Here is a 26,825-nt window from a genome sequence, read left to right on the forward strand (position 1 = left end):
TCGGTGCTCGGCCCGTCACTACCTTGCAACGCATCGCCCGCCGCCACTTTCGCGGTGCCTGCTGTTCTGACCAAGGATGTGACCATGCCAGAAACCTTCAACTCTCCCGCCGACCACAAGCTGCCGGATGATCAAGACGCCCTGCTCACCCAACTGATCGCCGGCCCCTCAATCAGGGAAGTCGCCACCCGCGCCCTGCAACCGGCACTGAAGACGCTATACCCCAAGTTACAGATCGACCCGCGACTGGCAATGGTGGTGACACCTGGCTGGACCTTGCGTGACCAGCGTGTCGTCCCCGGGCCGCGACACTTCGAATCGCTGACCGATGCGCTGGTGCGTCATGGCGTCGCCAACAAGCCAGTGACCTACCTGGATGGCGAGCACTACCTCACCTTGCATCCTGCTCACGAGACGCCGGTACAACTGCCCGTCAACATCGAGGCCATCGCCAGGCTGCTCAATGAACTGGCGCCGCTGCTGTTTGTTGCCTTCGAGGAACAACAGGTCGATTACTGGAACCAGTTCACCCGCGCCTCCGCCCCGCGCTGGCAGGGATTGTCCAGGTCCCTGCGCGAACTGTGGAACGTCGGGACGAACCCGGCGTGGGACGACGACCAGCGCGCCATGGCCCAGAGTCTTTTCGACCATCCGCAAAAAACTGCCCGCAGTACCGATGATCGCTATCAGTCCCGCGCCTGCCTGATCGATCTGGACACCACGCGCGATGGCACTTCCACTCACCTGCACGTCCTCGATATGGCCGTACTGATCGGCACGCTCGGCAGCCGCACGCTGATTCTCACCCACACCATCACTCGCGGTTTCCAGGCCTTCGATACCCTGCAGGAACTGGGTGCCTCACTGCAGAGCCAGACGGAGGGACCGCCGCCTGCAACCCTGCAATGGCGGCTGATCGAACCTGACGGTGACTACTTCGATCATCTGGCGTGCAATCTGATCGCCCTGCAGGCCGACGCGATTGGCGAGTTGGCGAACGAACCGGCGACAACCAACCTGACGCCCCACGTCAGCCGCACGACCAACGAACTCGATCCCACCGACAAGCAGTCGTCTTCACGCTTCAACCTGGTCGAACAAGCGTTGCCAGAGTGGATGGTCGACGCCTCACCCAGCGACCTGACTGCCTACAGCCGTCATCTGATGGATCTGGCGCAGGTGCAAAGTCAGAACGCCGAGCAGTCCTTTGACGACGGCATCAAACCGATTCGCGAGTTCGCGCTGGAGCAACTGCAGGCGGCCCTGCTCAAGGAACATCCCGAAGCCACTGAACTGAATCTGGCCGAGATTCGCATCGTGGTCGACAGCGTGGTGGTGTGGGGCAGTTTCACACCGTTGCTGGAGCCCGAACGCAGCACCTTCAGCCTGGTCGATCTGGCGTTGCAGAACCTGATTGCCTTGCCGCTGGGCAACAAGACCGTGAGCAATATCGGCAGCACTGCGGTGCCGGCATGGATGACGGCCGATTATCTGGAGAGATTGATCGTCAGTGTCGACATCGGCCAGACCTATCCTGCGCTGATCAGGCAAAAACTGCGCGATGACCCGCTGGAAAGCCTGCGACGGCAGAACCTGTTCACCAGCCGGCTGCGTGTCGAATTGCCGTTACTGGCGTTGCAGCAGAAGATTCGCGCGCAGGGCGGGGTCGACGAGGCGGGCTATCGCTATGTCGCGGCCGTGGTTCAGTTGCTGGACGCCAATCGCCGGGTGGACGGTCAGGAGATTGTCATTCGACCGCTGGCCTTCAATCCCGCGTGGCGCCCGGGGACGACCACCGATGAAGTGGCCAACATGTTCGTGATCGGGCCCCGACAGATGGACAAGGGACCCTGCCTGCTGTACCGGCCGCTGTCCGATCACGCCTTGCTCCAGTACCCGTCGCCGGCCAACCTGGTGTACGCCATCAAGCATTCACCGACATTGCGTCAGGCGGTCCTCGCCTGGTTGCCGGACAGTGCGCGCGCCAACTATGCCAATTACGTGTTCAGCGATGATCGCCCCTCGGTATGGTCGCTCTCACAACTGCTCGCCGACCCACTGACTTCCTTGCAGATGAGCGGCACGCTGACCTTGGGAACAGCAGTCATCGCTACCGATTACCTGGCTGTTCTGTTCAAGGCCAACGTCAGTGCAATGGTCGAACTGGCGAATCGGCAATCGGTGTCCAATAGCGAAAGTCGCTGGGAGAGCTTCAAGCATGCGAGCTGGATGATCCTCAGCGCCGCGCTGCCGTTTTTCGGTCGAACCGTCGGTACCGCCGCCTGGATCTGGCAAGTGCTGGACGATCTGCAACAAACCTTCGACGCCGCCGCCACAGGCGACACCGCGCAGCAGAAAACCGCGATGACCGATCTGTTGCTGACCCTGGCCATGGTGCTCGCCCATCACGCCAGCACCCGTAACGCGACGCCTCGGGACATCACTGAAAAGAAGCCGGTGACCGTCGAGACCGAGCCCAGGGAGCCGGCACCACCAACGCCGGTAAGCATCGTGCAACGCCCTGATGTGATCGGTGAGTATCCGGCGCAACACCAGACTTCGCTGATGACCGACACCGCCCTGAGCCTGACCCAAACCCTGGATCGGTTTGCCGTTACGCGCCCCGAAGCGCTCACCCCGACCGCCAGCGACGCCGGCCTTTATCGTCACCTTTATCGACATGCCAGCGGGTACTACGCACCCGTGGGTGAGCGCTGGTTCGAAGTAGCGGTCACCGACACCGGTGAGGTATCGATCATCAATTCGCAGCGACAGCCCGGACGTGCGGGTCCGGGGTTGATCCGCAATCGACGGGGCGACTGGTTCGTCGACACTCGCCTGCGTCTGCGCGGTGGTGGTCTGTCGAGTCGGCGCAAGGCCAAACGACGGGAAAACAATGAACGCATCGCCGAACTCAAGAAACAACTGACCGAGTTCGATAACACGCGCGAGCAGGCCCGCACAGAGCTGACAGCCGCTCACACCGCCATGACCGCGGCCAGCGATGACACTCTGGTGGCGCAGCAGACCACGTTTCTTGCAGCACTTGAACGCCGCACCGAGGAATACGCGGCGCCCATCGAACAGCTGAAATCGCTGAACCTGCTTGAGACCGTACCCCATTTCCGCACCGCCATGACCGAGATGCTCGGTACCCAGTTGTTCTTCAACCAGACATGGCTCACTCAACGTGACCCCCTCTTCGCCAGAACCCTCAAGGAAACCCTGGTGCTGCTCGAGGCCGAGGAAACGGCTGCAGGCACCGGTGACCCCGTCATCTACCGCAGAATGTACGATTTGACCGAGGACATGATCAGCAGGATCGAGTTTGCCCAGTCACGTTTTCAGGAGTTGAGCCGACTGGGCAAACGTGCCGCTGAAGTCGCCAATACCTATCGCGCAAAGCTGCCTGTGTTCAGTCTCAATGATCTCAAGGCGCTTCAGGTGTCGCTGGCTCGCGACATCTGCCTGCAAGAGCAGGCTTCGCCAGCGCTGACTCAGGCACAAGGCGATCTGGTACGCCTGCTCGACACAACCAACCTGGTGATTCAGACCTCCCAGGAATTGCTGCTTGACCACACCAGCCTGGGGGCCAACGAGCGGATCGAAGGCCTCAACGGCATGCTCGAACAGTTTGCCGCCATCGATCAGTCGTTCGAGGATTTCGCCCTCAACCACAAGGATGTGCTGCTCGACGAGCCCTTCAGCCATACGCGTAAACGAATCAACGAGTTTCAGCACCAGACCGAAGAGCACCTGGCGCAATTGCTCCTCGAACACCGGCCGGTGGAGCCTCGGCCCGGTCCTTCAAGGCCAGCGCCAGCCTCACGTAAACGGATTATCAAAACCCGCTTCAAGGGCACAGTGGTCGGCGAGTTGCGTTCCTCGGCGCCAGGGCAACCGGTCCTGCTTGACGTGAAAGCGCCCATGACCGGGAACGTCATCGCCACTTTTCACGAGAAAACGCCCGGTGTCTGGGTCGAACGCATTCAGCCCGGACGGCGCCGCCCGCCTGCTCCGGTAGCGGATCTCGCCACCCAGATCAGCCAGGGCCAGGCGCTGCTCGATGGCGTAGAAAGCTTCATCCGGCAAACCGAAGCCCATGCCAAAAAACCCGGTCGGATTCCGGTGGAGATCGAAGAGCAGTTCCAGCGCAAGGCCGAACAGCTCGATGAAAGCGCGAAAAGCCTTGAACAGGCCCGGCTGCGGGCGAACAGCACCGAGGAGCCGCCAGCCCTGATCGCCCAATTGAACCAGGCGGGTGAACGCCTGTACGCCGAGGGCTACCGGATACGGGTCGAGATGACCAAGCAACAACCGCCAACCGCTGCCCGGGTCGAATGGTTATTGCACAAGGATGAGATTGACATTGTGTCTGGCGGTGCCCGGCGTCGCCTCAAAGGCCCGCGCAGGGATTATCTGCAGGAGTACGAAATTCGCGAGCGGCGCAGCGGCAAGACGTTGTGGTACGCGCACTTCCATTACAACAGCCCCGATGCACCGGCCGACGCCTTCACCGCCGCCCATTTGAAACTGCAGGAGCAACGGCGGATGGCCGGCGCCTTCGACCTGGACTCAGCCACCAGCAGCCCGCAAATCATCGCTATCTATCGCAGCGCGATCAGCCCGCAGCTGGCGCGTTCGCTGTTTTTCTCATAAGCCCCAAACGTCAAAAAGGACAATGACAATGACTGAGCATTCAGCGAACACCGAAACCCATGCATTGCTGCAAAAGAGCCAGATCGTCCATCAGACCAGTCGCGGGCCCACAGTCGATGAAGTCGCCAGCGCAGTGCTGCGCCAGGCGCTCGAAGCGCTGTATCCACAACGCAAGATCGATCCCGAGCAGGCCATGATCGGCACGCCACAATGGCAATGGCTGAACGCGGAACGAGTGGCCCTGCCGACCCGATTTGAATCACTGACAGAGGCACTCGTCCGGCAATTTTTCAACGGCTCCAGCGCCAACTATCTGGAGGGTGAACACTTTCTGACCTTGAACCACCAGGCCACGCCAGTGGTGCATATGGATGTCGATATCGAGGCCATTGCCGATCTGCTCAACGATTATTCGCCCCTGTTGTTTGTCGCCTTCGCCGAGCGACAGCTGGATTACTGGAACAGCACCCGACGCCAATTGCCGCGCTGGCAAGAACTCTCCGATGCCCTGCGCGAAGCCCTGAACGTCCATCACGCCGAGGGCTGGGACGATGAACAGTGCCTGGTCGCCCGGGCGATTTCGCGGCGCCCGGACAAACAGGAGCGCCAGCGTCATGACAAAACACTGTCGGACATCCGCGTGTGCCTGATCGACATCGACTCGGTCGATGCTCAAGGCGCTGCCCGGCACCTGATTCTGGGCGGCGCCGCGGTGATTTTCGGACGCTATGGCCTGCGCGATCTGGTCATGATGTACACCGTGGAAGATGGTTACGAGACATTCGACTCTCTGCAGCAACTGGGTGAATCACTGCCGCAGCGTATCGAACTATTACCGGCCGGACAGAATCTGCAGTGGCAGTTGTTCGAACCCGAGGGCAATTTTTTCGACCACATGGCGTGGGTCCTGATTGCCAACCAGCTCGATGCCATCCGGGCAATCACCCGACAAAGTCTCGACGAGGAAAGCGAGGACGGCTCCTCCCTTCTGCCCCTGATCGAGCAAGCCAGCGAACCGCAGAAAAACACCCTCATCGACCTCGATGATTCGATACCCGACTGGTTGCTCGACGCTTCGGCTTCCGAGCTCGATCAATACAGCCAATCGATCAATGCGCTGGGCCAGTTGTACCGGCAGGCAGACAAGGCGCTGTTGCCAATCCCGCCGATCGATACCTATGCACGCAATTGCATGCGTGAGGCGATCATTGCCGATCAGCCATCGGCGGCCGGGCTGCCTTTGGACAAATTGCAAATCCGCATCACCAACAGCTTCGAATCGGGAGGCGTGACACTGCCCGATCCGCATGACACCCATATCGAAACCCTGGGCGAGTACGCCTTGCAAAACCGCACGCCGTATCTGGCGACTCTGCAATTCGACCCGCCACAAGCGCTGCCGCAGTGGCTGACTGTCGCCTACCTGACGAAGATGGCAAACAAGATCGACATGGGTGAGGTATACCCCGGCTTGATCAGGGACAGGCTGATCAACGATCCGCTGCAGGCCCCCCTGCAGCAGCGCTTTTACATCCGCCAGTTGCACGCACTGCTGCCGCTGATTGCACTGGAATCCAAGCTGCGTCGCCTCGGCGGCGTGGATGAGCAGGGTTATCGCTGTGTCCAGGAGTGGCTCAAACCGATACCCGGTCATCCACACACTGTGGTCATTCGCCCGCTGACGTTTATCCATGCCGGGGAGACTGTTGGCGATGTTGTCACCAACATGTTCATCATTGCTCCGCGTCTGCCTGGAGCCGGGCCATGCCTGCTGTATCGTCCGTTGCTTGAGCAGCCATTGCTGCAATTCCCCTCAACGCAAAACCTGCTGTACGCCGTCCATCAGCCAGGCGAACTGAGGGATTCGGTGCTGGCGTGGCTGGCGGATTCCCAAACCAGCTTCAAATATGCCCAATACACCTTCCCCATCGGTCTGCCCAGTCCGTGGCTGGGCGCGCAATTGCTCGCCGAGCCCTGGACCAGCGTCAAGTGGGCCGGGCCGGTCGGGCTTGCCTCCACGGCGCTGACTGGCGACGTGTTCCCGGTGCTGTTCAAGACCCATGCACTGGCGATGGCCGAACTCGCCGACCGACAGTCGTTGTCCAATGCGCAACGCCGCTGGGCCTTGCTGCGAGACAGCGGGTGGGCGTTGTTCAACGTTGCCGCGAACTTTCTCTGCGGCCCGGCAGGCGCGGCGATCTGGGTCTGGCAAAGCATCAGCGAAATCGATCAGGTCGTGGATGCCCACAACCGTGGCGATACCCACGCCCAGTGGAGCGCAGTTGCCGATATGTTGCTGAACCTGGGCATGATCCTGGCCCATCATGCGGCCACCCAACGCACAACCGGCCCCCGCACAGCGTTACGCAGCGAAGGCGCAAGCGATATCGAAAGCGAAGGACTGCCCCGGATCCAGACCGCCCCTGCACAAGCGCCTGTCCCGCCCACGGTTACACACGTCACCACGCTGCTGAAGGACCAACTCCCGGCCAGCCATTACTCCTCGCTTGAAGCCTACGGCTCGGTGCCCCGGCGTTCGCCCGGTGCCTTGGCAACGTTTCTGAATACTCTGGCCGTGCCGGCTCCCGACCTCACGGCAGCCGCGGTGGAAACCCTGCTGCGCGGCAAGGCGACCCTGTATCGCCTCGCTAACAGCACCTATGCGCAGGCGGGCGATCGCTGGTTCCGCGTGATTGAAAACGATGACCAGCAGGTGCAAATCGTTGATCCGCAAACGCCGTCAAAAACCGGTCCGCTGCTGATTCACAACCAGCAAGGCCAATGGTTCGTGGATACCCGACTGCGTCTGCGCGGGGGCGCCGGGGGCACCAGCCTGCAAAGTCAGCTCAAGGCCCAGCGCAAGGAAAAAGAAATCCAGAGGAACCAGCTCGGTGCGGCTCTGGAGGCATTCAGAAGTCAGGAAGCCGTCGGCAACGCTGCTCTGGAACAAGCCCAGTCAGCCATGCTTGGCGCCTCCGGACAAGCCCACGAAGAGGCGACCCGGCGTTACCTTGACCAAGTCGAAAAGCTGATCGGGGATTACGACGAGGCCTTGAAAATACTCGGCCAATGGCGCCTCAAAGGGGGGAGCGATGGCTATTTCGTCGAATTGCAGCGCATGACCACTTTGCTGCAAAAAAACCTCAGCCTCTGGTTCGTTCTCAAACGCAACGCTTACGCAGTATTGACCCGTAAATTGGCTCAACACACGGTCATCGATACACCGCAAGCGCTGCAAAGTTACAACGAGGAACTGCACCAGGCTCTGGCTTTGAGCCAGGACATGATCGCCCGCCTGCAGCTGTCCCGTACCTCCTTGGAAACTCTCGACACCATCGGCAGTGCAGGCATGACCACCGCGCAACGCTTGCGCCAACTGCTCCCGGCGTTTAACCAGTGGGACCTGAAATCCAATGCCATCGGCATGTCTCACGAGTTGTGCATGCAGGAAACGGCCACCGAAGCGGCGCGGGAAGCCACCGGTTGGCTGATAATCGAAGCCGCCACCGCCACACACCGCCATGCCGCCCTGATCAGGAAACCCGACAACGGCGACAGCACTGCGCTGCGCATTGATCGTCTGAGCCGACTGATCGATGTCTATGTCGATGCCGATCAGCGTCTGGGGGACTTGCCAGGCGAATACCCGGGCATGGTGGTTGCGGCGGAACTGACACGGATGAGGAGCTTGCTCGGCGAATTCAGACAACTGGCGCAGGAGCAACTGAGCGAACTGCTGCCGGAAACCGGAGCCCGCAGCACGCCGGCCACACCGGGCCCCTCTGTCGCAGGACCGTCCCGACCGGTTGGCAAGGTCACCAAGAGCCGGCCTCGTGACCCTGCGCCCGCCAGACCCGCAGCCGCCAGCGAATCACCTCTGGAAGAAATGCTTCCCGTCAGACCCACCGCCTCCCCGACGACGCAGGTGGGCGACATCGAGTTCATTGCCGATGCCCTGACCCAGAATGAGCGGGTGCAGGCGTTCATTGACCGGACCCGGCGTGACGCTCTTAGGCCCAACCGTATACCGGCAGACATGCAGGATCTGTTCGATCAGCAGGCTCGGCGACTGGAGCAGATTGCTGTCAGCGTCGACCAGGCGCAGGCACGCATTGTCGCCGCCGGCGGCACGCGGTTGCCGGTGGGCAATTTGAGTGCGGAACTCAACAGCGCCGCGATCCGGTTACGTGCTCAAGGCATCGCCGTGCGCGCCAGTCTGCTCAAGGATCGCCAGCCTCGACAAGCCTATTTGCAATGGTTGCTGGACAATCATCAGGTACGGATCGTCAGGAACGCCCTGGGCCGGATCAAGACCAAAAAGCGCCAGGATTACTTTCAGGAGTATCAGATACTCGACAGCACCCAGCATGATCAGCCGTTATGGCTCGCGCATTTTCACTACGACTCGCCCGAAGCTGCGCCGGAACAATTCACCGCGGCGCACCTGAAAATCGCCGATGCGCATTTGAAGACCCTCAGCGCAGAACGTCGACAGGCCCTGACAAGTCTGACGCCAATCGACTACGTGCTGCGCAGGATTGGCGATCCGAGCCTGTTCCTGCAACTCGAAGCACAACCGTGATACCACCGTCGGGCGCATCGATCTGCGCCCGCTTCAGAGGGTGTGCCACACGGTTCGCAAACGCTCGAGCGCCGCTTCGATTGCGCGCTCAGGCACCGCGGCAAAGCCCAGCACCAGTCCGGCGCGCTGGTCGACCGGGGTCGTGGAATCAGGCAGCCAATAACTGCTCAGACCATTGATCTCGACGTCGACGCTACGCGCCAGTTCGATCAGTTGGCTTTCACGCGCCACACTGGCGACCGGCACGGTCAGGTGCAGCCCGGCGGCAACGCCGGGCAACTGGCCGACGCCCGCAATATTCTGCGGCCAGCCGCCGAGCAAGACATTGCGTCGGCTCAGCGCCGCGCGGCGCATGCGTCGGATGTGCCGCTGGAAATGCCCGGCGGCCATGAACTCGGCCATCACCGCCTGGGTACTGACTTCGGAGTGACGCACATCCACCGCACGCCTTTGCGCAAATGCCTCCACCAACCCCGGCGGCAACACCAGATACCCCAGGCGCAACGCCGGGAACGCGACCTTGCCGAACGTGCCGACATACAGCACTCGCCCCTGTCGATCGAGGGCGGCCAATGGCGCCAGCGGCGCGCCGCTGTAACGATACTCGCCATCGTAATCATCCTCGACGATCCAGCCCTGCGTGCGCTCGGCCCACGCCAGCAATTCGAGGCGACGGGCCAGACTCATTACCACCCCCGTGGGGTACTGGTGGGATGGCGTGACATAGGTCAGGCGACAATCGGTCAGTCCTGCCAGTTGCTGGCAGTCGATTCCCTCGCTGTCCACCGCCACCCCGTGCAACCGGGCACCGGCCACGGCGAAGGCATGACCGGCCGCTCGATACCCGGGATTTTCAATCGCTACGCCGTCGCCCGGCGCTACCAGCAACTGTGCACAAAGGCTTATGCCCTGCTGTGCGCCACTGGTGATCACAATTTGCTCAGCCGTGCACTGCATGCCCCGTGAGCTGCGCAAATAGGCCGCGATCATCCCGCGCAACCGCGCATCGCCCGCCGGATCGCCATAACACAACTGCTGCAAATCCGGCTTGCGCCAGAAAGCCGCGTTCAGCTTGGCCCAGACGTCAAACGGGAACAGATCGAAGGCTGGAACGCCGACCCGAAAAGCACGCGGCGGACCACTGGGGGGAAGGGCCAGATGATTGTTTTCAACCCGCCGCAATGCGTCGCTGTGGATAACTTTACTGGATGGAACCACAGGTAAATCCAGCCAATTTGTGGATAAGGCTGTGGGTAAGCCTGTTGAAAACCCTGTGGATACTTTTGTGGATAGTTTTTTTGTGGGCAATGCGCTTTGCAGCAATTGCGCGACATACGTGCCGTCTCCGACCCGACCTTCGATGAAGCCTTCGGCGTACAACTGATCGTAGGCGCGCACCACGCTGTTGCGGGAAATCGCCAACGCCGTCGCCAGATCACGGCTGGCCGGCAGCCGCGTGCCACTGGCCAGACGCCCGTCCAGCACGCGCAGACGTAGCGCCTGATAGAGCTGGCGGCTCAAACCCTGACGGCGGTCGAGCTCGATACCGGCCGGATTAAACGGCATGGACAGCGTGGGCGATTCGGGCATGACAATGGACCTATGAAATTGGTCATCAATGGCTCTTACAACAGACCATTAGCCTGCCTAGGATGCAGGCATTCGCCAAGGAAAATCTCTCCATGTACACGCCCCGCGCCTTTGCCATCGACGAACTGTCGCAACTGCACGAACTGATCCTCGCCACTCGCCTCGCGATTCTGGTGAGCCACGGTGAAAACGGCCTGCAAGCCAGCCATGTACCGGTGCTGCTGCACCGCGAACAAGGCCCGAACGGCACGCTGTACGGGCACCTGGCCAAAGCCAATCCGCAGTGGAAAGACCTGCGCGACGGCGCTGAAGCGATGCTGATATTTGCCGGCCCCGATGCCTACGTCAGCCCGGGGTTTTACCCAAGCAAGACTGAGCACGGCAGAGTCGTGCCGACCTGGAACTACGTCGCCGTGCACGCCTACGGCCACGCCGAAACCTTCAGCGACGGCGGGCGCCTGCTCGACATCGTCAGCACGCTGACTGATCGCCATGAAGCCGGTCGCGCGCAACCGTGGAAGGTCGACGATGCGCCGGCCGACTACATCGACGGCATGCTCAAGGCCATCGTCGGTTTCGCCATTCCCATCGACCGCCTCGAAGGCAAGCGCAAGCTCAGCCAGAACCGCAGCGCCGAAGACATTGCCGGCGTGCGCGAAGGCCTGGCTGCCAGCCCCGACATCGCCGACCGAACCCTCGCCCACTTGATGCGTTAAGGGAATCAGCATGAGTCAGATCCAGATCCGCCCGGTGACCGCCGGTGATCACGCCGCCTGGTTGCCGCTGTGGCAGGCCTACCTACGCTTCTACAATACCGAGTTGCCGGACGCCGTCACGCAGAGCACCTGGCAGCGTTTCCTCGACCCGAGCGAACCAACCCACGCCGCCCTCGCCTGGGCCGACGGTAAAGCAGTGGGCATGGTGCATTTCATCTACCACCGTTCAAACTGGAGCATCGAAAACTCCTGCTACTTGCAGGATCTGTTGGTGGCACCGGAGACTCGTGGCACCGGCGTCGGTCGCTTGCTGATCGAACACGTCTACGCCACTGCCAAGGCCGACGGTTGCTGCAAAGTGCATTGGCTGACCCACGAAACCAATGCCACCGCGATTCAGCTCTACGAGCGCATCGCCGAGCGCCCGGGATTCATCCAGTTTCGCAAAGCCATTTAAGGAGCCGCGTACATGACCACTGCACTTGCCGACTGGAAAGGCGTCCCCGCCCCCACCGCCACCTTGCTCGAAGGCCGGTTCATCCGCCTGGAACGCCTCGACCCGGCGCGCCACGGCGACGAGTTGTTCAACGCCCTCGAAGGCCCCGGCGCCGACCCGAAGCTGTGGGATTACTTGCCCTATGGGCCGTTCCCCGAGCGCAGCGTTTTCAATGACTGGTTGAACAACCACGCGGCCAGCAGCGATCCGTATTTCTTCAGCGTGATTGACCGCGTCACGGGCCAGGTGCAAGGCATCCTCAGCCTGATGTCGATCGTCCCGGCGCAGGGGCGCATCGAGATCGGCCACGTCACCTTCGGTGCGCCGATGCAACGTTCACCAAAGAGTACCGAAGCGGTTTACCTGTTGGCCAAATACGCCTTCGAACAGGGCTATCGTCGCCTGGAGTGGAAGTGCAACAACGGCAACGCCCGCTCCAAATACGCCGCCGAACGCTTGGGCTTCAGCTTCGAAGGCGTGTTCCGTCAGCACATGGTGGTCAAGGGCCAGAACCGTGATACTGCGTGGTATTCGATTGTGGATTCGGAGTGGCCGGCGATTGCGGCAGGGTTCGAGCAGTGGTTGAGCGATGCCAACCAGACGCCGACCGGGCAGGTGAAAGGTTTGGTCGAGTGCCGTAGTTAAATCTTCAAAGCAAAAGATCGCAGCCTTCGGCAGCTCCTACAGGGTGAACGTCAATCCCATGTAGGAGCTGCCGCAGGCTGCGATCTTTTGATCTGGTGTTTACCCCAGTTTCTGCGCCAGCACCGCGATGTGTTCCGGGCCGATCCCGCAGCAACCGCCCAAATGGCTGGCACCGCGCTGCTGCCAATCCTGCGCCCAGTGCAAATACCCCGGCGGATCCAGATCGTCGCGCAATGGGTCGAGGCCGTCGTTGGCCGTTGCCTCTTTGGGTTGCGGTGGGAACGCATTGGCATACGCGCCGATGTGAATCTGCACACCCAGACGTTCGAAGGTATCGCGCGCCGCATCAATCGCCGCACCGATCACTTCCGGCTGGCTGCAGTTGAACAGCAGCGTCTCGACGCCCAATTCCACCGCCACCGCCGCTGCTTCGGCCACCGGTTCGCCGGAACGCAGACGCGGCACCTCGTCGGTGTCTTCATCCTTCAAAGTAAATGACAGCCAGAACGGTTTGCCGTCCTGCGGCAGACCGGCGCGAATGGAACGCGCCTCGATGATCGAGCTCTGGGTTTCCGCCAGCCACAGGTCGACATGTGGCGCCAGCCCGGTCACCAGTGGCGTCAGCAATTCGTTCACCCGCGCCGCTTCGAACAGGTCCGGGCGATAGGAACCGAACAGCGGTGGCAACGAACCGGCCACCCGCACCGCTTTGCCCGACGCCTGCACCGCACGCTGCGCCAGCTCTCCGGCCAACGCCGCGAGTGCCTGACCCTCAGCGGCAAACCGCGCCTCGCCGATGTGAAACGGCACGACCGCATAGCTGTTGCTGGTGATCACATTGGCGCCGCTGGCGATGTAGGCGGCGTGCACCGCTTCGACCGCTTGCGGCGCTTCGATCAGGGCCAGCGCCGACCACTCGGGCTGCCGAAACGGCGCCCCGGCGCGTTGCAACTCACGGCCCATGCCGCCATCGAGAATTACCGTGCTTGCTGTGCCCATATGCTTTTCGCTCATATGCTTATGAAAATTACTCACTACCAGAGTAGTTCTTATAACTATTTAATACGCACCATTCGGTTAATAACAACCCCTTTTTTTCAGGTGTCGACTGTGAAACTTCAACCGCTACTGGCCCTGGGCCTGACGATTCTGGCCGCGTCCACTCAAGCCTTCGGCGGCGCCACACTCGATCGCGTCGAACAGAAAAAACAACTGGTCGGCGTGCTGATGGAAAGCTACCCACCCTTCTCGTTTCTCAATGAGCAGAATCAGCTCGACGGCTTCGACGTGGACGTCGCCAAAGCCGTTGCGGACAAGCTGGGGGTCAAGCTGCGCCTCGAAACACCCTCCTGGGACGTCATTGCGGCCGGCCGCTGGAGCGGGCGCTATGACATCTGCATCTGCTCCATGACTCCGAGCAAGGCCCGCGCCGAAGTGTTCGATTTCCCGGTCGAGTACTACGCCTCGCCCGCCGTGATCGTGGTCAACGCCAAGGACGATCGCATCCACGGCGCCAAGGACCTGAGCGGCAAAAAGGTCGGCCTGACCAGCGCCAGCAGCTACGAAAGCTATCTGAACAAGAATCTGGTCATCGAAGGCGCCGAAGACACGCGCCTGGAGTACCCGTTCGAGGATGTGCAGATCGCACCGTACGATACCGACAACGTCGCCTTCCAGGATCTGGGCCTGGGCGCCGGTGTGCGCCTGGACGCCATCCTCACCAATCTGGTGACCGCGCAGCCGCGCCTGAATCAGGATCAGCGTTTCAAACTGGCCGGCGCGCCGCTGTACTCGGAGCCGAACTCGGTGGCCATCGAAAAGGGTGATGCCGAGTGGGACGCCAAAGTGCGCGAGGTGTTTGCGCAACTCAAGCAGGACGGCACGCTGAGCAAGCTGTCGCAGAAATGGATCGGCGCCGATATCAGCCAATGACTGCCTTCCCGACACCTCCACAGCCGCCGCAACCGGTGGCTGAATCGCGCCTGCAACGGCTGCTCGGTTTCCGCACGCGCCTGTACCTGACCTGGGCGGCGATGTTCAGCCTGTTCGCCGGGTTTTTCCTCAGCTTCGATCTGAAGCTCTCGATCATCCTCGACAAGCTGCCGAATCTGCTCGGCGTGCACCTGGCGCCCAATGGCTTTCTGCAGGGTGCGGCACTGACCCTGTTTCTCTGCGCCTGCGCGATCGTCGCCTCATCCTTGCTGGGCTTCGTCACCGCTCTGGCGCGTCTGTCGAAAAGCGCCGTGGCGTTCGGGATCGCCAGTTTCTACACCTCGTTCTTTCGCGGCACGCCGCTGCTGATCCAGATCCTGTTGATCTACCTCGGCCTGCCGCAACTGGGCGTGGTGCCCGGCGCGGTGGTGGCGGGGATCATTGCCCTGTCACTCAACTACGGCGCCTACCTCAGCGAGATTTTCCGCGCCGGCATCCTCGGCGTGCCCTACGGCCAACGCGAAGCTTCGCTGGCGCTGGGCATGCGCGAGAGCGTGATCTTCTGGCGCATCACCCTGCCCCAGGCGATGCGCACGATTATTCCGCCGACCACCAACCAGTTCATCTCGATGCTCAAGGATTCGTCACTGATCTCGGTGATGGGCGTCTGGGAAGTGATGTTTCTGGCGCAGTCCTACGGACGCTCGAGCTACCGCTATATCGAGATGTTGACCACGGCGGCGATCATTTACTGGCTGATGTCGATCGGTCTGGAGCTGATCCAGGCGCGCATGGAGCGGCATTACGGCAAGGCTTATGTGCGGCGTAGCTGAGCGGATCCGCCGACAGACTTCCACCACGGGCGGATCGAGCAGTGGCAGATGAATTTCTGATCATTACAAGCGGCTAATGGCACCGTAACTTGTAGGAAACGACAACGCGGCGCCACGACGCAATCCGCCAATCCGTGTCGAGCCGCTCTTTTCCGAAGATCAAACAGACGCAGCCCGCAGCACCGAGCGATCCGGCTGACATCGGCGCCTGCCGGCTCCAACTTAGAGTTTGGCCTCCTTCCACGAGAGGCTGAACTCGATGCCCGTTCAATTCCACTTTCGACCAAAACACCTGACATTAGCCATTGCTTTGGCCATGGGATGTGCCGATCTGTCCATCGCCCAGGACGCACCGCCCGACACTCAAGGCATCTCTGCCGCCTCCCCTGAAACATTCAAATCAGCGATCACCGCTTTCGCTAATCATCCGGAAACCGTCCAGCTGAAGGTCAGCAAAGCCTATCCGGCACAGGAGGGTGTGGCGCTGGCGCTTGATGAGCGCAATGACCTTGTCACCGTGCAATCTCGGGGCAGCTTCGCCGGCCTGGTCGACGGTGGCGGGGGCGACAACCTGCTGCAACTCGACGCGAACAGGAAAGGCGTGCTGGGTGAAACCCGTAACTTCAGTGGGCTGGAGGTCAGGCGCGGGAGCTGGACCCGCAGCGGACCGGGTGATTTCAGCCTCGGTGTACTGGTTCATCCAAAGGCATTGCTGGTCAATGAAGGGCAAATTCTGGGTACGGCAGTGACCGAGGGCATCTTGATCAACAAAGGGGCGATCAATGGCGGCGCCACTGTCGCGTCTGGCGGCGACCTGACCAACCAGGGCCTGATTGACGGCATGGTGGAGGTTCAGGAAAACGGCCATATAGCCGGGAATGGTGCGGTTAATCATTTGAACGTGTACGGACGCATGACCGTCGACGATGTCTACGGCGCACCCAAGGTCGCGGGAGATCTGCGCCTGACCCGTTCTGCCGTGCTGTCCTATGCCGTGGATGCTTCCGGCAACAGTCAGACGGTGGTCGTAAAGGGAACCGCTCATTTGGGTGACGCCACCCTGAAACTCGTCACCGCCGGCGACTACCCGCAAAGCAGTCAGCACACCATTCTGGAAGCGGGAAAGATTGAGGGGCAGTTTGGCACCGTTGAAAACGATCTGGCATACATGACTCCGACGCTGCACTACGAAGCACAACGAGTGGGCTTGCTCTATGCCCGTAACGATGTGCCGCTCGAAAACCTTGCGACCACGCAGAATAGTCAGGCACTCGCCCAGAGCATTGACGAGACACCCTCCCCCCATCAGCAACCTCAGCAACCTCAGCAACCTCAGCAACCTCAGCAACCTCAGCAACCTGAAGAGCCTGAGACACCTCGCCAACCAGATAAAGCCTCGGAAGCGGCCACACCTCAAAATACTGCCGTCACGGCCCTGATCGGCGCCAGCAAGCCGACGGCCAGCGTGGCCCTCGAACAACTCGCCGCCGGCAGCAACGCCAACCTCGCCAAAGCTACACTGAGCAGCGTCAATCCGCTCAGCGCCAGCATGCTCTCGGCCATGCATCAATTGGACGGCCGCCATGGCACGCAAGGATCGGGGAATACACCGCGGCTGGCGGCTGGCGGCGAAGGCAACGGGCGGGTCTGGCTGCAGGCTCTGGGAAATGGCGGCAAGGTCGACCGGGACGCCGACAGTGTCCTGAAGCATTCCACTCAAGGTCTGATCATGGGGGCCGACTGGCGAATCGACGAGCAATGGCATGTCGGCCTGATGGGCGCAAAAGCGCAAACCCGCTTCGATGCCCAACAGTTCGACGGCGATCTCGACAGTTGGTACCTCGGCGCCTACGCCCAGCGACAGGACGGCCCGTTCGCCCTGCGCCTGGGCGCCTCGTACGGCCATCATGACGGCAACGGCAAACGTCGCGTCGACTTCAATGGTTTCAGTGATCGGCTCAAGAGCAGCTATGACGCCAGTACCCAGCAGATCTTTGCCGAAGTCGGCTACAACCTCGGTCGCGGCAACGTCAGCATCGAACCGTTCGCCAGCGTGGGTTATCAACGCTACCAGCGTGACGGCTACACCGAGAAAGGTGGCGATGCGGCACTCAAGGTTCACGGGCAAACGCGGGCGAATCCGAGCAGCACCCTCGGCCTGCGCCTGGCGAACACCAGTCACCTTTCCAATGGCATGCAGCTGACGCCGCGCCTGAGCGCGAGCGTAAAACACACCTACGGTGAGCTCGACAACGAAACGCGCCAGCAACTGGTCAGGGGTGGCAAAAGCTTTGAAGTCACCGGAGCCGAGATGGATCGCAACAGCTTTACGCTGGATGCGGGTGTGGATCTGACTCTGTCCGCCCGCAACACCTTGGGCATTGGCCTCACTGGCGAGGCCGGCAACGACAGCCGCAGTTACGGCGTGACAGGCCAGTGGCGAATGGCGTTCTGATGAGTTGAGCCCCCCCTTGTAGGAGTGAGCCTGCTCGCGATAGCGGTAGATCAGTCGACGTACGTAGAAACCAATACACCGCTATCGCGAGCAGGCTCACCTCTGCAAAGGGCCTTGGTGCAGATAAATTGCAGGCAAAAAAAAGGGGAGCACATGCCCCCCCGAGGTTTAAAGCGTTGGATCGCGGCAGTTATCTCAGCCTTCGATCTCGATCAGGATTTCGCCAGGATTCACCCGGTCGCCCTTGGCGACATGGATGGCGGTGACCTTGCCGGCAATCGCTGCCTGGACTTCGGTTTCCATCTTCATCGCTTCGGTGATCAGCACCGCCTGACCGGCCTTGACGGTGTCGCCTTCCTTGACCAGCACATCGACGATGTTGCCCGGCATGGTGGTGCTGACGTGGCCCGGTGCCGATGCTTGTTTGCGTTTGCTGCTGCCACCGCCGACGAATTCGTTGAGCGGTTCGAACACCACTTCTTCCGGCATGCCGTCGATGGACAGGTAGAAGTGACGCTTGCCTTCGGCCTTCACGCCGACACCGGTGATGTCGACGCGGTAGGTTTCGCCGTGGACGTCGATGACAAACTCGGTCGGCACGCCTTCGCCGCCGGCCTTCGCCACACCACCGGCCTCAGGGATCGGCAGCAGCACTTCTGGAACCAGGGTGCCGGCGGCACGCTCTTCGAGGAACTTGCGGCCGATGTCCGGGAACATGGCGAAAGTCAGCACGTCTTCTTCGGACTTGGCCAGCGCACCGATGTCAGCACGCAGCTTGGTCATTTCCGGCTTGAGCAGATCGGCCGGACGTACGTCGATCACCTCTTCGCTGCCGATGGCCTGACGGCGCAGATTCTCGTTAACCACGCCCGGCGCCTTGCCGTAGCCGCCTTGCAGGTAAAGCTTCACTTCGTTGGTGATGGTCTTGTAGCGCTCACCGGCCAGCACGTTGAAGAACGCCTGGGTGCCGACGATCTGCGAAGTCGGCGTCACCAGTGGCGGGAAACCAAGGTCTTCACGCACCCGCGGGATTTCCGCCAGGACTTCGCCCATGCGGTTCAGCGCGCCCTGCTCTTTCAACTGGTTGGCGAGGTTGGAGATCATCCCGCCCGGTACCTGGTTGACTTGCACACGGGTATCGACCGCGGTGAACTCGCTTTCGAACTGGTGGTACTTCTTACGCACGGCGTAGAAGTACAGACCGATCTCCTGCAGCAGTTCCAGGTTCAGACCGGTGTCGTATTCGGTGCCTTTAAGCGCTGCGACCATCGACTCAGTGCCCGGATGGCTGGTGCCCGAGGCGAAGCTGGAGATCGCGGTGTCGATGTGGTCGGCACCGTTTTCAATGGCTTTCAATTGGCACATCGCCGCCAGACCCGCCGTGTCGTGCGAGTGGATGAACACTGGCAGCGACTGCTCGGCTTTCAACGCACGGACCAGTTCACCGGTGGCGTATGGCGTGAGCAGACCGGCCATGTCTTTGATCGCCACCGAGTCGCAACCCATGGCTTCCATCTGCTTGGCCTGCGCCACGAACGCGTCGATGGTGTGCACCGGGCTGGTGGTATAGGCGATGGTGCCCTGTGCGTGTTTACCCGCAGCCTTCACTGCTTCGATGGCTACGCGCAGGTTACGCACGTCGTTCATCGCGTCGAAGATGCGGAAAACGTCGATGCCGTTGACCGCTGCCTTGGCAACGAAAGCTTTGACCACGTCGTCGCTGTAGTGGCGATAGCCGAGCAGGTTCTGCCCGCGCAGAAGCATTTGCAGACGGGTGTTGGGCAGCGCGGCGCGCAGTTGGCGCAGACGCTCCCACGGGTCTTCTTTCAGAAAGCGTACGCAGGCGTCGAACGTCGCGCCGCCCCAGCACTCCAGCGACCAGTAACCGACCTTATCGAGCTTGTCACAGATCGGCAGCATGTCTTCAGTGCGCATGCGGGTGGCGAGCAGCGATTGGTGAGCGTCGCGCAGGATGGTGTCGGTTACGAAAATTTTCTTGGACATTGTTGTATTCCTCACAGGCCTGCGTGGGCGGCGATGGCGGCGGCGATGGCCAGGGCCAGCTCTTCGGGTTTGCGCTTGATCGAGTAGTTGGTCAGTTCCGGGTGGCTTTCCACGAAGCTGGTATTGAACTGGCCGCTACGGAATTCCGGGTTGCGCAGGATTTCCTGGTAGTACGCGGCGGTGGTCTTCACGCCTTGCAGACGCATGTCGTCGAGGGCGCGCAGGCCCCGGTCCATCGCCTCTTCCCAGGTCAACGCCCAGACCACCAGTTTCAGGCACATCGAATCGTAGAACGGCGGAATGGTGTACCCGGTGTAAATCGCTGTGTCGGTACGCACGCCGGGGCCGCCGGGGGCGTAGTAGCGGGTGATCTTGCCGAAGCTCGGCAGGAAGTTGTTTTTCGGATCCTCAGCGTTGATGCGGAACTGCAACGCGAAACCACGGTGCTGGATGTCTTCCTGCTTAACCGACAGCGGCAGGCCAGAGGCGATGCGGATCTGCTCACGAACAATGTCGATCCCGGTGATTTCTTCGGTGATGGTGTGTTCCACCTGCACCCGGGTGTTCATCTCCATGAAGTACACCTCGCCCTCGGCGAGCAGGAACTCCACGGTGCCGGCGTTCTCGTAACCCACGGCCTTGGCCGCACGCACCGACAGGTCGCCGATGTAGGCGCGCTGTTCCGGGGTCAGTTGCGGGCTCGGGGCGATCTCGATCAGCTTCTGGTTGCGGCGCTGGATCGAGCAGTCACGCTCGAACAGGTGCACCACGTTGCCGAAGCTGTCGCCGAGGATCTGCGCTTCGATGTGCTTGGGATTGACGATGCATTTTTCCAGGAACACTTCCGCCGAACCGAACGCCTTGGTCGCTTCGGAAATCACCCGAGGGAAGTTTTGTTCGAGTTCTTCGCGGCTGTTGCAGCGACGAATGCCGCGCCCGCCACCACCGGAGGTGGCCTTGAGCATCACCGGATAACCGATGCGGTCACCCTCGGTCAGGGCTTCTTCGATACCCGACACGTTGCCTTCGGTGCCCGGGGTGACCGGTACGCCGGCCTTGATCATGCTGCGCCGGGCTTCGGTCTTGTCGCCCATGCGGCGAATGACTTCTGCCGACGGGCCGATGAATTTGATCCCGCGTTCGGCGCAGATGTCTGCCAACTCGGCATTTTCCGAGAGGAAGCCGTAACCGGGGTGCAATGCATCGCAACCGGTTTCCACCGCCAGGTTCACCAGCTTGCGCGGGTTGAGGTAGCCGGCCAGTGGCTCGGCACCGATGCTGTGGGCTTCGTCCGCACGCTTCACATGCAGGGCATGGCGATCGGCGTCGGAAAAAATCGCTACCGAGCGAATGCCCATCTCGGCGCAGGCCCGCACGATTCGTACGGCAATCTCACCACGGTTGGCGATCAGGATCTTTTTTATCACTTGGAAATTCCCTTGAGCCGGTGGCACCACGACCTGCTAGACCCAGGTCGACGCGTGACTAAATGTTTCAATTTAGTCGCAGCCCCACACTAGCCCTCACAAGGGATTAACAAAAATGAATAAAAATTGGGTCAGGCATAAGCAAAGACTTATAGTTAAACCATCAGCCTGCCGTCAGAGCCCATAAAAAATGCGTAAGTCCTTGATGCGTATGACATTACGACAATTGCAGATTTTCAACGAAGTGTGTGATTTACGTTCCTACAGCCGCGCAGCCGATGAAATGTCTCTGACACAACCGGCCGTCAGCCTACAAATTCGTCAGCTGGAAGAGCTGATCGGGCAGCCATTATTCGATTATGTCGGCAAAAAACTCTACATGACCGAGGCTGCCGAAGCCCTGCAGCGTGCCAGCCGGGACATCTTCGGCCGCCTGGAAAACCTCGACATGCAGCTGTCGGACATGCAGGGCTCGCTGCAAGGCCAGTTGAAACTGGCCGTGGAGTCCAGCGCCAAATACTTCGTGCCGCACCTGTTCGCCGCGTTCAAGCGCCAGCACCCGGAAGTGAACCTGCAACTGACCGTGGTCAACCGAGGCCAGGTGATTCGCCGCCTCTCGGACAATCGCGATGATCTGGTGATCATGTCGATGGTGCCGCAGGACATGGGCCTGGAATTTCTGCCGTTTCTCAACAATCCGATTGTTGCCGTGGCGCGCCCGGACCATCCGTTGGCACACATGGGACCGCTGCGTTTGCAGGATCTTGAACCTTACACGCTGCTGATCCGCGAACCCGGTTCGGGTACGCGGCTGGCCTGTGAAGAGTATTTCAAGGAGAAACGCGTGCACTTCACCCAGACCCAGGAAGTGGCCTCGGCTGAAGCCCAGCGCGAATGCGTAGTGGCGGGTCTGGGCCTGGCGCTGTTGACGCGCCACGCCCTGAACCTGGAGCTGGCGACCGGCGGCCTGGTCGAGTTGCCGGTCGAAGAGTTGCCGCTGTTTCGCAGCTGGTGCCTGGTGCAAGCCAAGGCCAAACGCCTGTCACCGGTGGCGCACGCCTTCCTGGCGTTTATCCGCAGCGAACGGGTGCAGATCAGCGCGCTGGTTGAACGCTTCGACGGGAAGCTGCGGGCGCTGCCTGCCAGTAGTTGAGTTCGATGTCCTCGGGAAAATCGCTGATTTCGCTTTGAAGCTGACGAAGTTCGAAGCGATCTTCGATCGCGCGACGGAATTCCATGCGGCGCTGGTCTTCCTGCTGACGACGGGTTTTCGCGGCGCTGTTGCGTTCTTCGTAGGGCTGAGCCATTTCGAGTCTCCCAAGGCGAGTACGGGAGTTTCACGATAGGCGGGAGGGATGACGGTTTGGCTGCGCGGGGATGACAGTGCGATGAAACTTTGCCGATTGCGGTGCTATTGAGGACGCTTTCGCGAGCAAGCCCGCTCCCACATTTGATCTCGATATGACACAAAATCTGTGGTCACCAGAGATCCCCTGTGGGAGCGGGCTTGCTCGCGAATAAGGTCGGAACGACCTTGCTTTAATCGTCCAGCGCTTTCACAGCCTTGGGGGAAAGCCGCAAGCTGCGCAGACTGCGCTTCACGCTCTTGAGGTGATTGACCAGGCTCGGCCCGCGCGCCATGGCCACGCCCATCGCCAGCACGTCGATTACCACCAGATGCGCGATTCGCGAGGTCAGCGGTGTATAGATCTCGGTGTCTTCGTGCACATCGATCGCCAGGTTGACGGTCGACAGCTCAGCCAGCGGTGTCTGGCTCGGGCACAAGGTGATCAGCGAAGCGCCGCTCTCGCGAACGAGGTTGGCGGTGATCAGCAGATCCTTGGAGCGCCCGGACTGGGAAATGCAGATCGCCACGTCGGTCGGCTTCAAGGTCACTGCAGACATCGCCTGCATGTGCGGGTCGGAATACGCCGCCGCCGTCAGCAGCAGACGGAAGAACTTGTGCTGCGCATCCGCCGCCACCGCGCCCGACGCGCCAAAGCCGTAGAACTCGACACGCTGCGCTTGGGACATCAGCGTCACCGCGCGCTGCAATTCCACCGGATCGAGCTTCTCGCGAACCTCCATCAGAGTGTGCAGGGTAGTGTCGAAAATTTTCAGGCTGTAGTCGGCGACCGAGTCGTCCTCATGGATCGCGAACTGACCGAAGCTGGCACCAGCGGCCAGGCTTTGCGCCAGTTTCAGCTTGAGATCCTGAAACCCGGAGCAGCCGATGGCCCGGCAGAAACGCACAATGGTCGGCTCGCTGATGCCGACGCTGTGGGCCAGGTCGGCCATGGAACTGTGCATCACGGCCGCAGGGTCAAGTAGCACGTGGTCGGCGACCTTGAGCTCCGACTTGCGTAACAGGTGACGTGACTGGGCGATGTGTTGCAGCAGATTCAAGGGGCTGGACTCTTCTTATGGGCAAGGATGTAGCACGCTTGTAGTTATACTACATGAATTGGCTTTTTGCCTGCTCAATGCGTAACTCCATGTCCCCGTATCAGGCGCGATGGAGTGCATGTAGCCCTTAAAGCGGATTTCCCTGTTCGCGTAAAAGCCCAGCCAGACGCTCAGCCTCCACCGGGCGACTGATCAGATACCCCTGAACTTCGTCGCAGCGTTCAGCACGTAAAAATTCCAGCTGTTCTTGCCGCTCGACGCCTTCAGCCACCACTTTCAACGACAGCCCGTGCGCCATGGCAATGATCGCCCGGGTGATTGCGGCATCCTCGCTGCCCTGCCCCAGTCCGCGAATGAACGCCTGATCGATCTTCACGTAATCCACCGGAATTCGTTTCAAGTAACTCAGCGACGAATAGCCGGTGCCGAAGTCATCGATTGCCAGCTTCACCCCCAGATCGCGCAACTGCTGGAAGGTCGCGATGATGTGTTCGACGCTGTCGAGCAACTGGCTCTCGGTGAGTTCCAGTTCGAGGTAGTGCGGCGCCAGCCCGGTTTCTTCCAGCACCTGGCGCACTAGGCTGACCAGTTTGCCCTGACGCAGTTGATGCACCGACAGGTTCACCGATACCCGAATCGGCTCCAGCCCCTGACGCTGCCACTCGCACGCCTGCCAGCAGGCCTGGCGCAGCACGAATTCGCCGATCGGGCCGATCAGTCCGGTTTCCTCGGCCAAACCAATGAAGTCCCCCGGCGGCACCCGGCCCATGCTCGGATGATCCCAGCGCACCAGCGCTTCCGCCGCATTCAGGCGCCCGGTTTGCAGGCACAGCTTCGGCTGGTAGAACACCTTGAGCTGCTTGTCTTCGATGGCTTTGCGCAGCTGGTTTTCCAGTTGCAGGCGCTCAAGGGTACTGGCCTGCAGGCTGTCGGTGTAGAACTGGAAATTGTTGCCGCCCAGATGCTTGGCGTGTTGCATGGCCATGTTCGATTGACTGACCAGCGCAGAGATTTCCCGGGCGTTGTCCGGCAGCATGCTGATGCCCATCGAGGCGCTGACCACCAGTTCATGCCCTTCGACCGTCAACGGCAGGCGCAGCTTGCTCGACAGCCGCGTGGCGACCCGCGCCAGGCTCGACAGGTTGCCGTAGGCATCGAACAACACGGCAAATTCATCACCGGACAGTCGGGCGATGGTGTCGGCCTCCGGCAAGGCGTTGACCAGACGTCGGGCCATTTTTTGCAACAGCTGATCCGCCACCTCGTGGCCGAGGCTGTCGTTGAGCAACTTGAAGCGATCGAGATTGATGTGCAGCAGCGCCAGACTGCGGCGCCCGCCCTGACGCACGCGCTGATGGGCTTCGTGCAGGCGTTCGCGGAACAGCGAGCGATTGGCCAGCCCGGTCAGCTCATCGTAATGCGTCAAGAAGCGCATGCGCTCCTCGGATTCGCGCCGCGCCGATAGATCGGCGAAGAAGCCGACGATATGGCTGACATTTCCTCGACTGTCGCGCACCGCGTTGAGCTGCAGCCACTGCGGATACAGCTCGCCGTTCTTGCGGGTTTCCACCAGTTCGCCCTGCCAACTGCCGTGCTGCTCCAGCGCGTGGCGGATCGAGACGTAGTGCCGCCGCGCATCACGACTGCATGGCAGTTCGACGACGTTGCGCCCGAGCATGTCTTCGATGTCATAACCGGTGACGCGGCTGAACGCCTGATTGATCGCGATCAGCGCGTAGTTCGGGTCGAGAATGACGATGCCTTCGCTGGCCGCTTCGAACACCGTGGCCGCCAGTCGCTGCTGTTCTTCAAGGCTTTTGCTCGCGCTGATGTCGCGCCGGGTGCCGACCATGCGGATCACCCGGCCAGCGTCGCTGCGTTCCACGGCGCGGCCGCGATCCTCGATCCACACCCAATGACCGTCGCCGTGACGTACGCGGTATTCGATCTGATAGTCCTCGGTGCGCCCTTTCAGGTGTTCGATCAGCGCCTGCTTGAGCCCTGGCACATCCTCCGGGTGCAGGCGTGGCTTGAGGTCGCGCAGGATCGCCGTGACGTACTCCGGCGCGAGGCCGAACAACTCCTGAATCTGCGTGTGATGGACTTCGTCGGTCTGCAGGTTCCAGTCCCACAGCCCCAGCTCACTGGCCTTCAACGCCAGGGCCAGCCGGGCTTCGCTTTTGCTCAGCGCCTGATTGGCCACGTCCAGTTCGCGGCTGCGCTGGGCCACGCGATCTTCCAGCTCAATCTGCGCCTCACGCAATTGGCCCTCGGCACAGCGCCGCTGTTCGATCTCCTTGGCCAGCGCCTGATTGAGCTGCTCGCTGCGATTCTGCGCTTGCTGCAGGTGTTCGATCAGGTGCTGATTCTGAAACCGTCGCAGCAAGCCACGATCAATCAGCCGATTGACCTGCCAGGCGACCACGCTCAGCGAACCGAGCAGAATCAGCCCGAGCCAGCCCCAACCGCGCGCCTGCTCATCACCGCCCCAGAACAGGTAGCCGATCGCCGGCAGCAGGCACGGCAAGGTAAAGGACAGAAACGCCGGCAGACTGACGGCGTAGGCAACGCTGGCCGATAACGTCGCGGCACCGATCAGGCCGAACACCCAGGCTTGCTGCATGAAGTTGTCGGCAGGCACCAGGGCGATGCCGGCGCCGGCCAGGGTCAGACCGGTCATGGTCGAGCCGAGCAGGAACATGCGAAACCAGATCGGCTGGGCCTGGCGATCCGGGATCGCCGAATCGAACGCCGCGACCTGAATCACCCGCAGCGCCACCAGCGACAACAACCAGACCAGCCAGATGCTGACCACGAAATAGCGCTGCGGGCTCCAGAGCAAAGCGGCGCAGACCAGACCATTGAGTAACATGAACATCGTCGGCAGCAGCGAGCCCTGATACAGCAGGCGCGTGCGTTCGACCGCCATTTCGACGGCGTAATGCTTGCGGATGACCCGGGGTTCCACAGAGGGGCCCGACAGGTCTGAGCTGAGGGTCTTGTGCAATGTTGTTGTTCTTATAAGAGTGAGCATGGGCCCGAAACGTGGACGGAGCATACACAAGCCAACCCCGTTGCCA

Annotated in this window: 16 protein-coding genes; 9 read left to right on the forward strand and 7 right to left on the reverse strand. The window is 61.1% G+C overall.

What is annotated here, in order from left to right:
- The first annotated feature begins 84 nt into the window (after positions 1 to 84).
- On the forward strand, positions 85 to 4,659 hold the full coding sequence (locus tag ACOYXI_RS19035) for a hypothetical protein (protein ID WP_461675159.1): 4,575 nt from the start codon (positions 85 to 87) through the stop codon (positions 4,657 to 4,659).
- A 28-nt stretch (positions 4,660 to 4,687) separates the two neighbouring features.
- A complete protein-coding gene (locus ACOYXI_RS19040) occupies positions 4,688 to 9,241 on the forward strand; it encodes a hypothetical protein (protein ID WP_461675160.1) in 4,554 nt (1,517 codons plus the stop codon).
- Between the two features lie 33 nt (positions 9,242 to 9,274).
- Here ACOYXI_RS19040 and pdxR read toward each other — a convergent pair whose 3' ends face one another.
- Entirely contained in the window at positions 9,275 to 10,831 is a 1,557-nt protein-coding gene (gene pdxR / locus ACOYXI_RS19045; RefSeq protein ID WP_098966345.1) for a MocR-like pyridoxine biosynthesis transcription factor PdxR, read from the reverse strand.
- Between the two features lie 92 nt (positions 10,832 to 10,923).
- On the opposite strand from pdxR, the gene ACOYXI_RS19050 reads away from it, so the two are divergent.
- The 3 genes from ACOYXI_RS19050 to ACOYXI_RS19060 are packed head-to-tail and all read left to right on the forward strand — an operon-like array spanning position 10,924 to position 12,688.
- On the forward strand, positions 10,924 to 11,547 hold the full coding sequence (locus ACOYXI_RS19050) for an FMN-binding negative transcriptional regulator (RefSeq protein ID WP_461675161.1): 624 nt from the start codon (positions 10,924 to 10,926) through the stop codon (positions 11,545 to 11,547).
- Between the two features lie 10 nt (positions 11,548 to 11,557).
- A complete protein-coding gene (locus ACOYXI_RS19055) occupies positions 11,558 to 12,004 on the forward strand; it encodes a GNAT family N-acetyltransferase (RefSeq protein WP_097089433.1) in 447 nt (148 codons plus the stop codon).
- A gap of 12 nt (positions 12,005 to 12,016) precedes the next feature.
- Positions 12,017 to 12,688, forward strand: coding sequence for a GNAT family N-acetyltransferase (locus ACOYXI_RS19060; protein WP_461675162.1), 672 nt, complete (start codon positions 12,017 to 12,019; stop codon positions 12,686 to 12,688).
- Between the two features lie 99 nt (positions 12,689 to 12,787).
- Here the strand turns inward: ACOYXI_RS19060 and ACOYXI_RS19065 are convergent, their stop codons facing one another.
- Positions 12,788 to 13,687, reverse strand: a complete 900-nt coding sequence (locus ACOYXI_RS19065; protein WP_461675163.1) for a homocysteine S-methyltransferase family protein — start codon at positions 13,685 to 13,687, stop codon at positions 12,788 to 12,790.
- 111 nt (positions 13,688 to 13,798) lie between these two features.
- Between ACOYXI_RS19065 and ACOYXI_RS19070 the strand changes: the two genes are divergently transcribed.
- The 3 genes from ACOYXI_RS19070 (at position 13,799) to ACOYXI_RS19080 (ending at position 17,908) form a co-directional block, all read left to right on the forward strand.
- Positions 13,799 to 14,620: an ABC transporter substrate-binding protein gene (locus ACOYXI_RS19070; RefSeq protein WP_027610350.1), complete on the forward strand. Its 822-nt coding sequence runs from the start codon at positions 13,799 to 13,801 to the stop codon at positions 14,618 to 14,620.
- Positions 14,617 to 15,453 carry an amino acid ABC transporter permease gene (locus tag ACOYXI_RS19075; protein ID WP_027610349.1) on the forward strand — a complete coding sequence of 279 codons (837 nt, stop codon included), beginning with the start codon at positions 14,617 to 14,619 and terminating at the stop codon, positions 15,451 to 15,453. Before ACOYXI_RS19070 ends, ACOYXI_RS19075 begins: the two co-directional genes overlap by 4 nt.
- A 259-nt stretch (positions 15,454 to 15,712) precedes the next feature.
- Positions 15,713 to 17,908, forward strand: a complete 2,196-nt coding sequence (locus ACOYXI_RS19080; RefSeq protein ID WP_461675164.1) for an autotransporter domain-containing protein — start codon at positions 15,713 to 15,715, stop codon at positions 17,906 to 17,908.
- 195 nt (positions 17,909 to 18,103) lie between these two features.
- Here ACOYXI_RS19080 and oadA read toward each other — a convergent pair whose 3' ends face one another.
- Positions 18,104 to 19,912 (reverse strand): sodium-extruding oxaloacetate decarboxylase subunit alpha, encoded by a 1,809-nt coding sequence (gene oadA / locus ACOYXI_RS19085; protein WP_461675165.1) that lies wholly within the window; start codon positions 19,910 to 19,912, stop codon positions 18,104 to 18,106.
- An 11-nt stretch (positions 19,913 to 19,923) separates the two neighbouring features.
- The gene (locus ACOYXI_RS19090) at positions 19,924 to 21,339 is read right to left on the reverse strand and encodes an acetyl-CoA carboxylase biotin carboxylase subunit (RefSeq protein ID WP_027610345.1); all 1,416 of its coding nucleotides are present in this window, start codon (positions 21,337 to 21,339) and stop codon (positions 19,924 to 19,926) included.
- A 190-nt stretch (positions 21,340 to 21,529) separates the two neighbouring features.
- On the opposite strand from ACOYXI_RS19090, the gene ACOYXI_RS19095 reads away from it, so the two are divergent.
- Positions 21,530 to 22,492 (forward strand): LysR family transcriptional regulator, encoded by a 963-nt coding sequence (locus tag ACOYXI_RS19095; RefSeq protein WP_027610344.1) that lies wholly within the window; start codon positions 21,530 to 21,532, stop codon positions 22,490 to 22,492.
- Here ACOYXI_RS19095 and ACOYXI_RS19100 read toward each other — a convergent pair.
- The 3 genes from ACOYXI_RS19100 to ACOYXI_RS19110 form a co-directional block, all read right to left on the reverse strand.
- Positions 22,434 to 22,646: a PA3496 family putative envelope integrity protein gene (locus ACOYXI_RS19100; RefSeq protein ID WP_027610343.1), complete on the reverse strand. Its 213-nt coding sequence runs from the start codon at positions 22,644 to 22,646 to the stop codon at positions 22,434 to 22,436. The two genes, ACOYXI_RS19095 and ACOYXI_RS19100, sit on opposite strands and share 59 nt — an antisense overlap.
- 232 nt (positions 22,647 to 22,878) lie before the next feature.
- Positions 22,879 to 23,745, reverse strand: a complete 867-nt coding sequence (gene hexR / locus ACOYXI_RS19105) for a transcriptional regulator HexR (protein WP_007962240.1) — start codon at positions 23,743 to 23,745, stop codon at positions 22,879 to 22,881.
- A 127-nt stretch (positions 23,746 to 23,872) separates the two neighbouring features.
- Complete coding sequence (locus ACOYXI_RS19110; protein ID WP_336839561.1) at positions 23,873 to 26,803, reverse strand: EAL domain-containing protein; 2,931 nt, start codon at positions 26,801 to 26,803, stop codon at positions 23,873 to 23,875.
- Positions 26,804 to 26,825: the final 22 nt, after the last annotated feature.

The sequence above is a fragment of the Pseudomonas sp. G3-19 genome, assembly GCF_054855875.1.

Excerpts from the sequence above, each read along its gene's own strand:
- ACOYXI_RS19035 (WP_461675159.1), top strand. The coding sequence starts at position 85 with ATGCCAGAAACCTTCAACTCTCCCGCCGACCACAAGCTGCCGGATGAT.
- ACOYXI_RS19040 (WP_461675160.1), top strand. The coding sequence starts at position 4,688 with ATGACTGAGCATTCAGCGAACACCGAAACCCATGCATTGCTGCAAAAG.
- pdxR (WP_098966345.1), bottom strand. The coding sequence starts at position 10,831 with ATGCCCGAATCGCCCACGCTGTCCATGCCGTTTAATCCGGCCGGTATC.
- ACOYXI_RS19050 (WP_461675161.1), top strand. The coding sequence starts at position 10,924 with ATGTACACGCCCCGCGCCTTTGCCATCGACGAACTGTCGCAACTGCAC.
- ACOYXI_RS19055 (WP_097089433.1), top strand. The coding sequence starts at position 11,558 with ATGAGTCAGATCCAGATCCGCCCGGTGACCGCCGGTGATCACGCCGCC.
- ACOYXI_RS19060 (WP_461675162.1), top strand. The coding sequence starts at position 12,017 with ATGACCACTGCACTTGCCGACTGGAAAGGCGTCCCCGCCCCCACCGCC.
- ACOYXI_RS19065 (WP_461675163.1), bottom strand. The coding sequence starts at position 13,687 with ATGGGCACAGCAAGCACGGTAATTCTCGATGGCGGCATGGGCCGTGAG.
- ACOYXI_RS19075 (WP_027610349.1), top strand. The coding sequence starts at position 14,617 with ATGACTGCCTTCCCGACACCTCCACAGCCGCCGCAACCGGTGGCTGAA.
- ACOYXI_RS19080 (WP_461675164.1), top strand. The coding sequence starts at position 15,713 with ATGCCCGTTCAATTCCACTTTCGACCAAAACACCTGACATTAGCCATT.
- oadA (WP_461675165.1), bottom strand. The coding sequence starts at position 19,912 with ATGTCCAAGAAAATTTTCGTAACCGACACCATCCTGCGCGACGCTCAC.
- ACOYXI_RS19095 (WP_027610344.1), top strand. The coding sequence starts at position 21,530 with ATGCGTAAGTCCTTGATGCGTATGACATTACGACAATTGCAGATTTTC.
- ACOYXI_RS19100 (WP_027610343.1), bottom strand. The coding sequence starts at position 22,646 with ATGGCTCAGCCCTACGAAGAACGCAACAGCGCCGCGAAAACCCGTCGT.
- ACOYXI_RS19110 (WP_336839561.1), bottom strand. The coding sequence starts at position 26,803 with ATGCTCCGTCCACGTTTCGGGCCCATGCTCACTCTTATAAGAACAACA.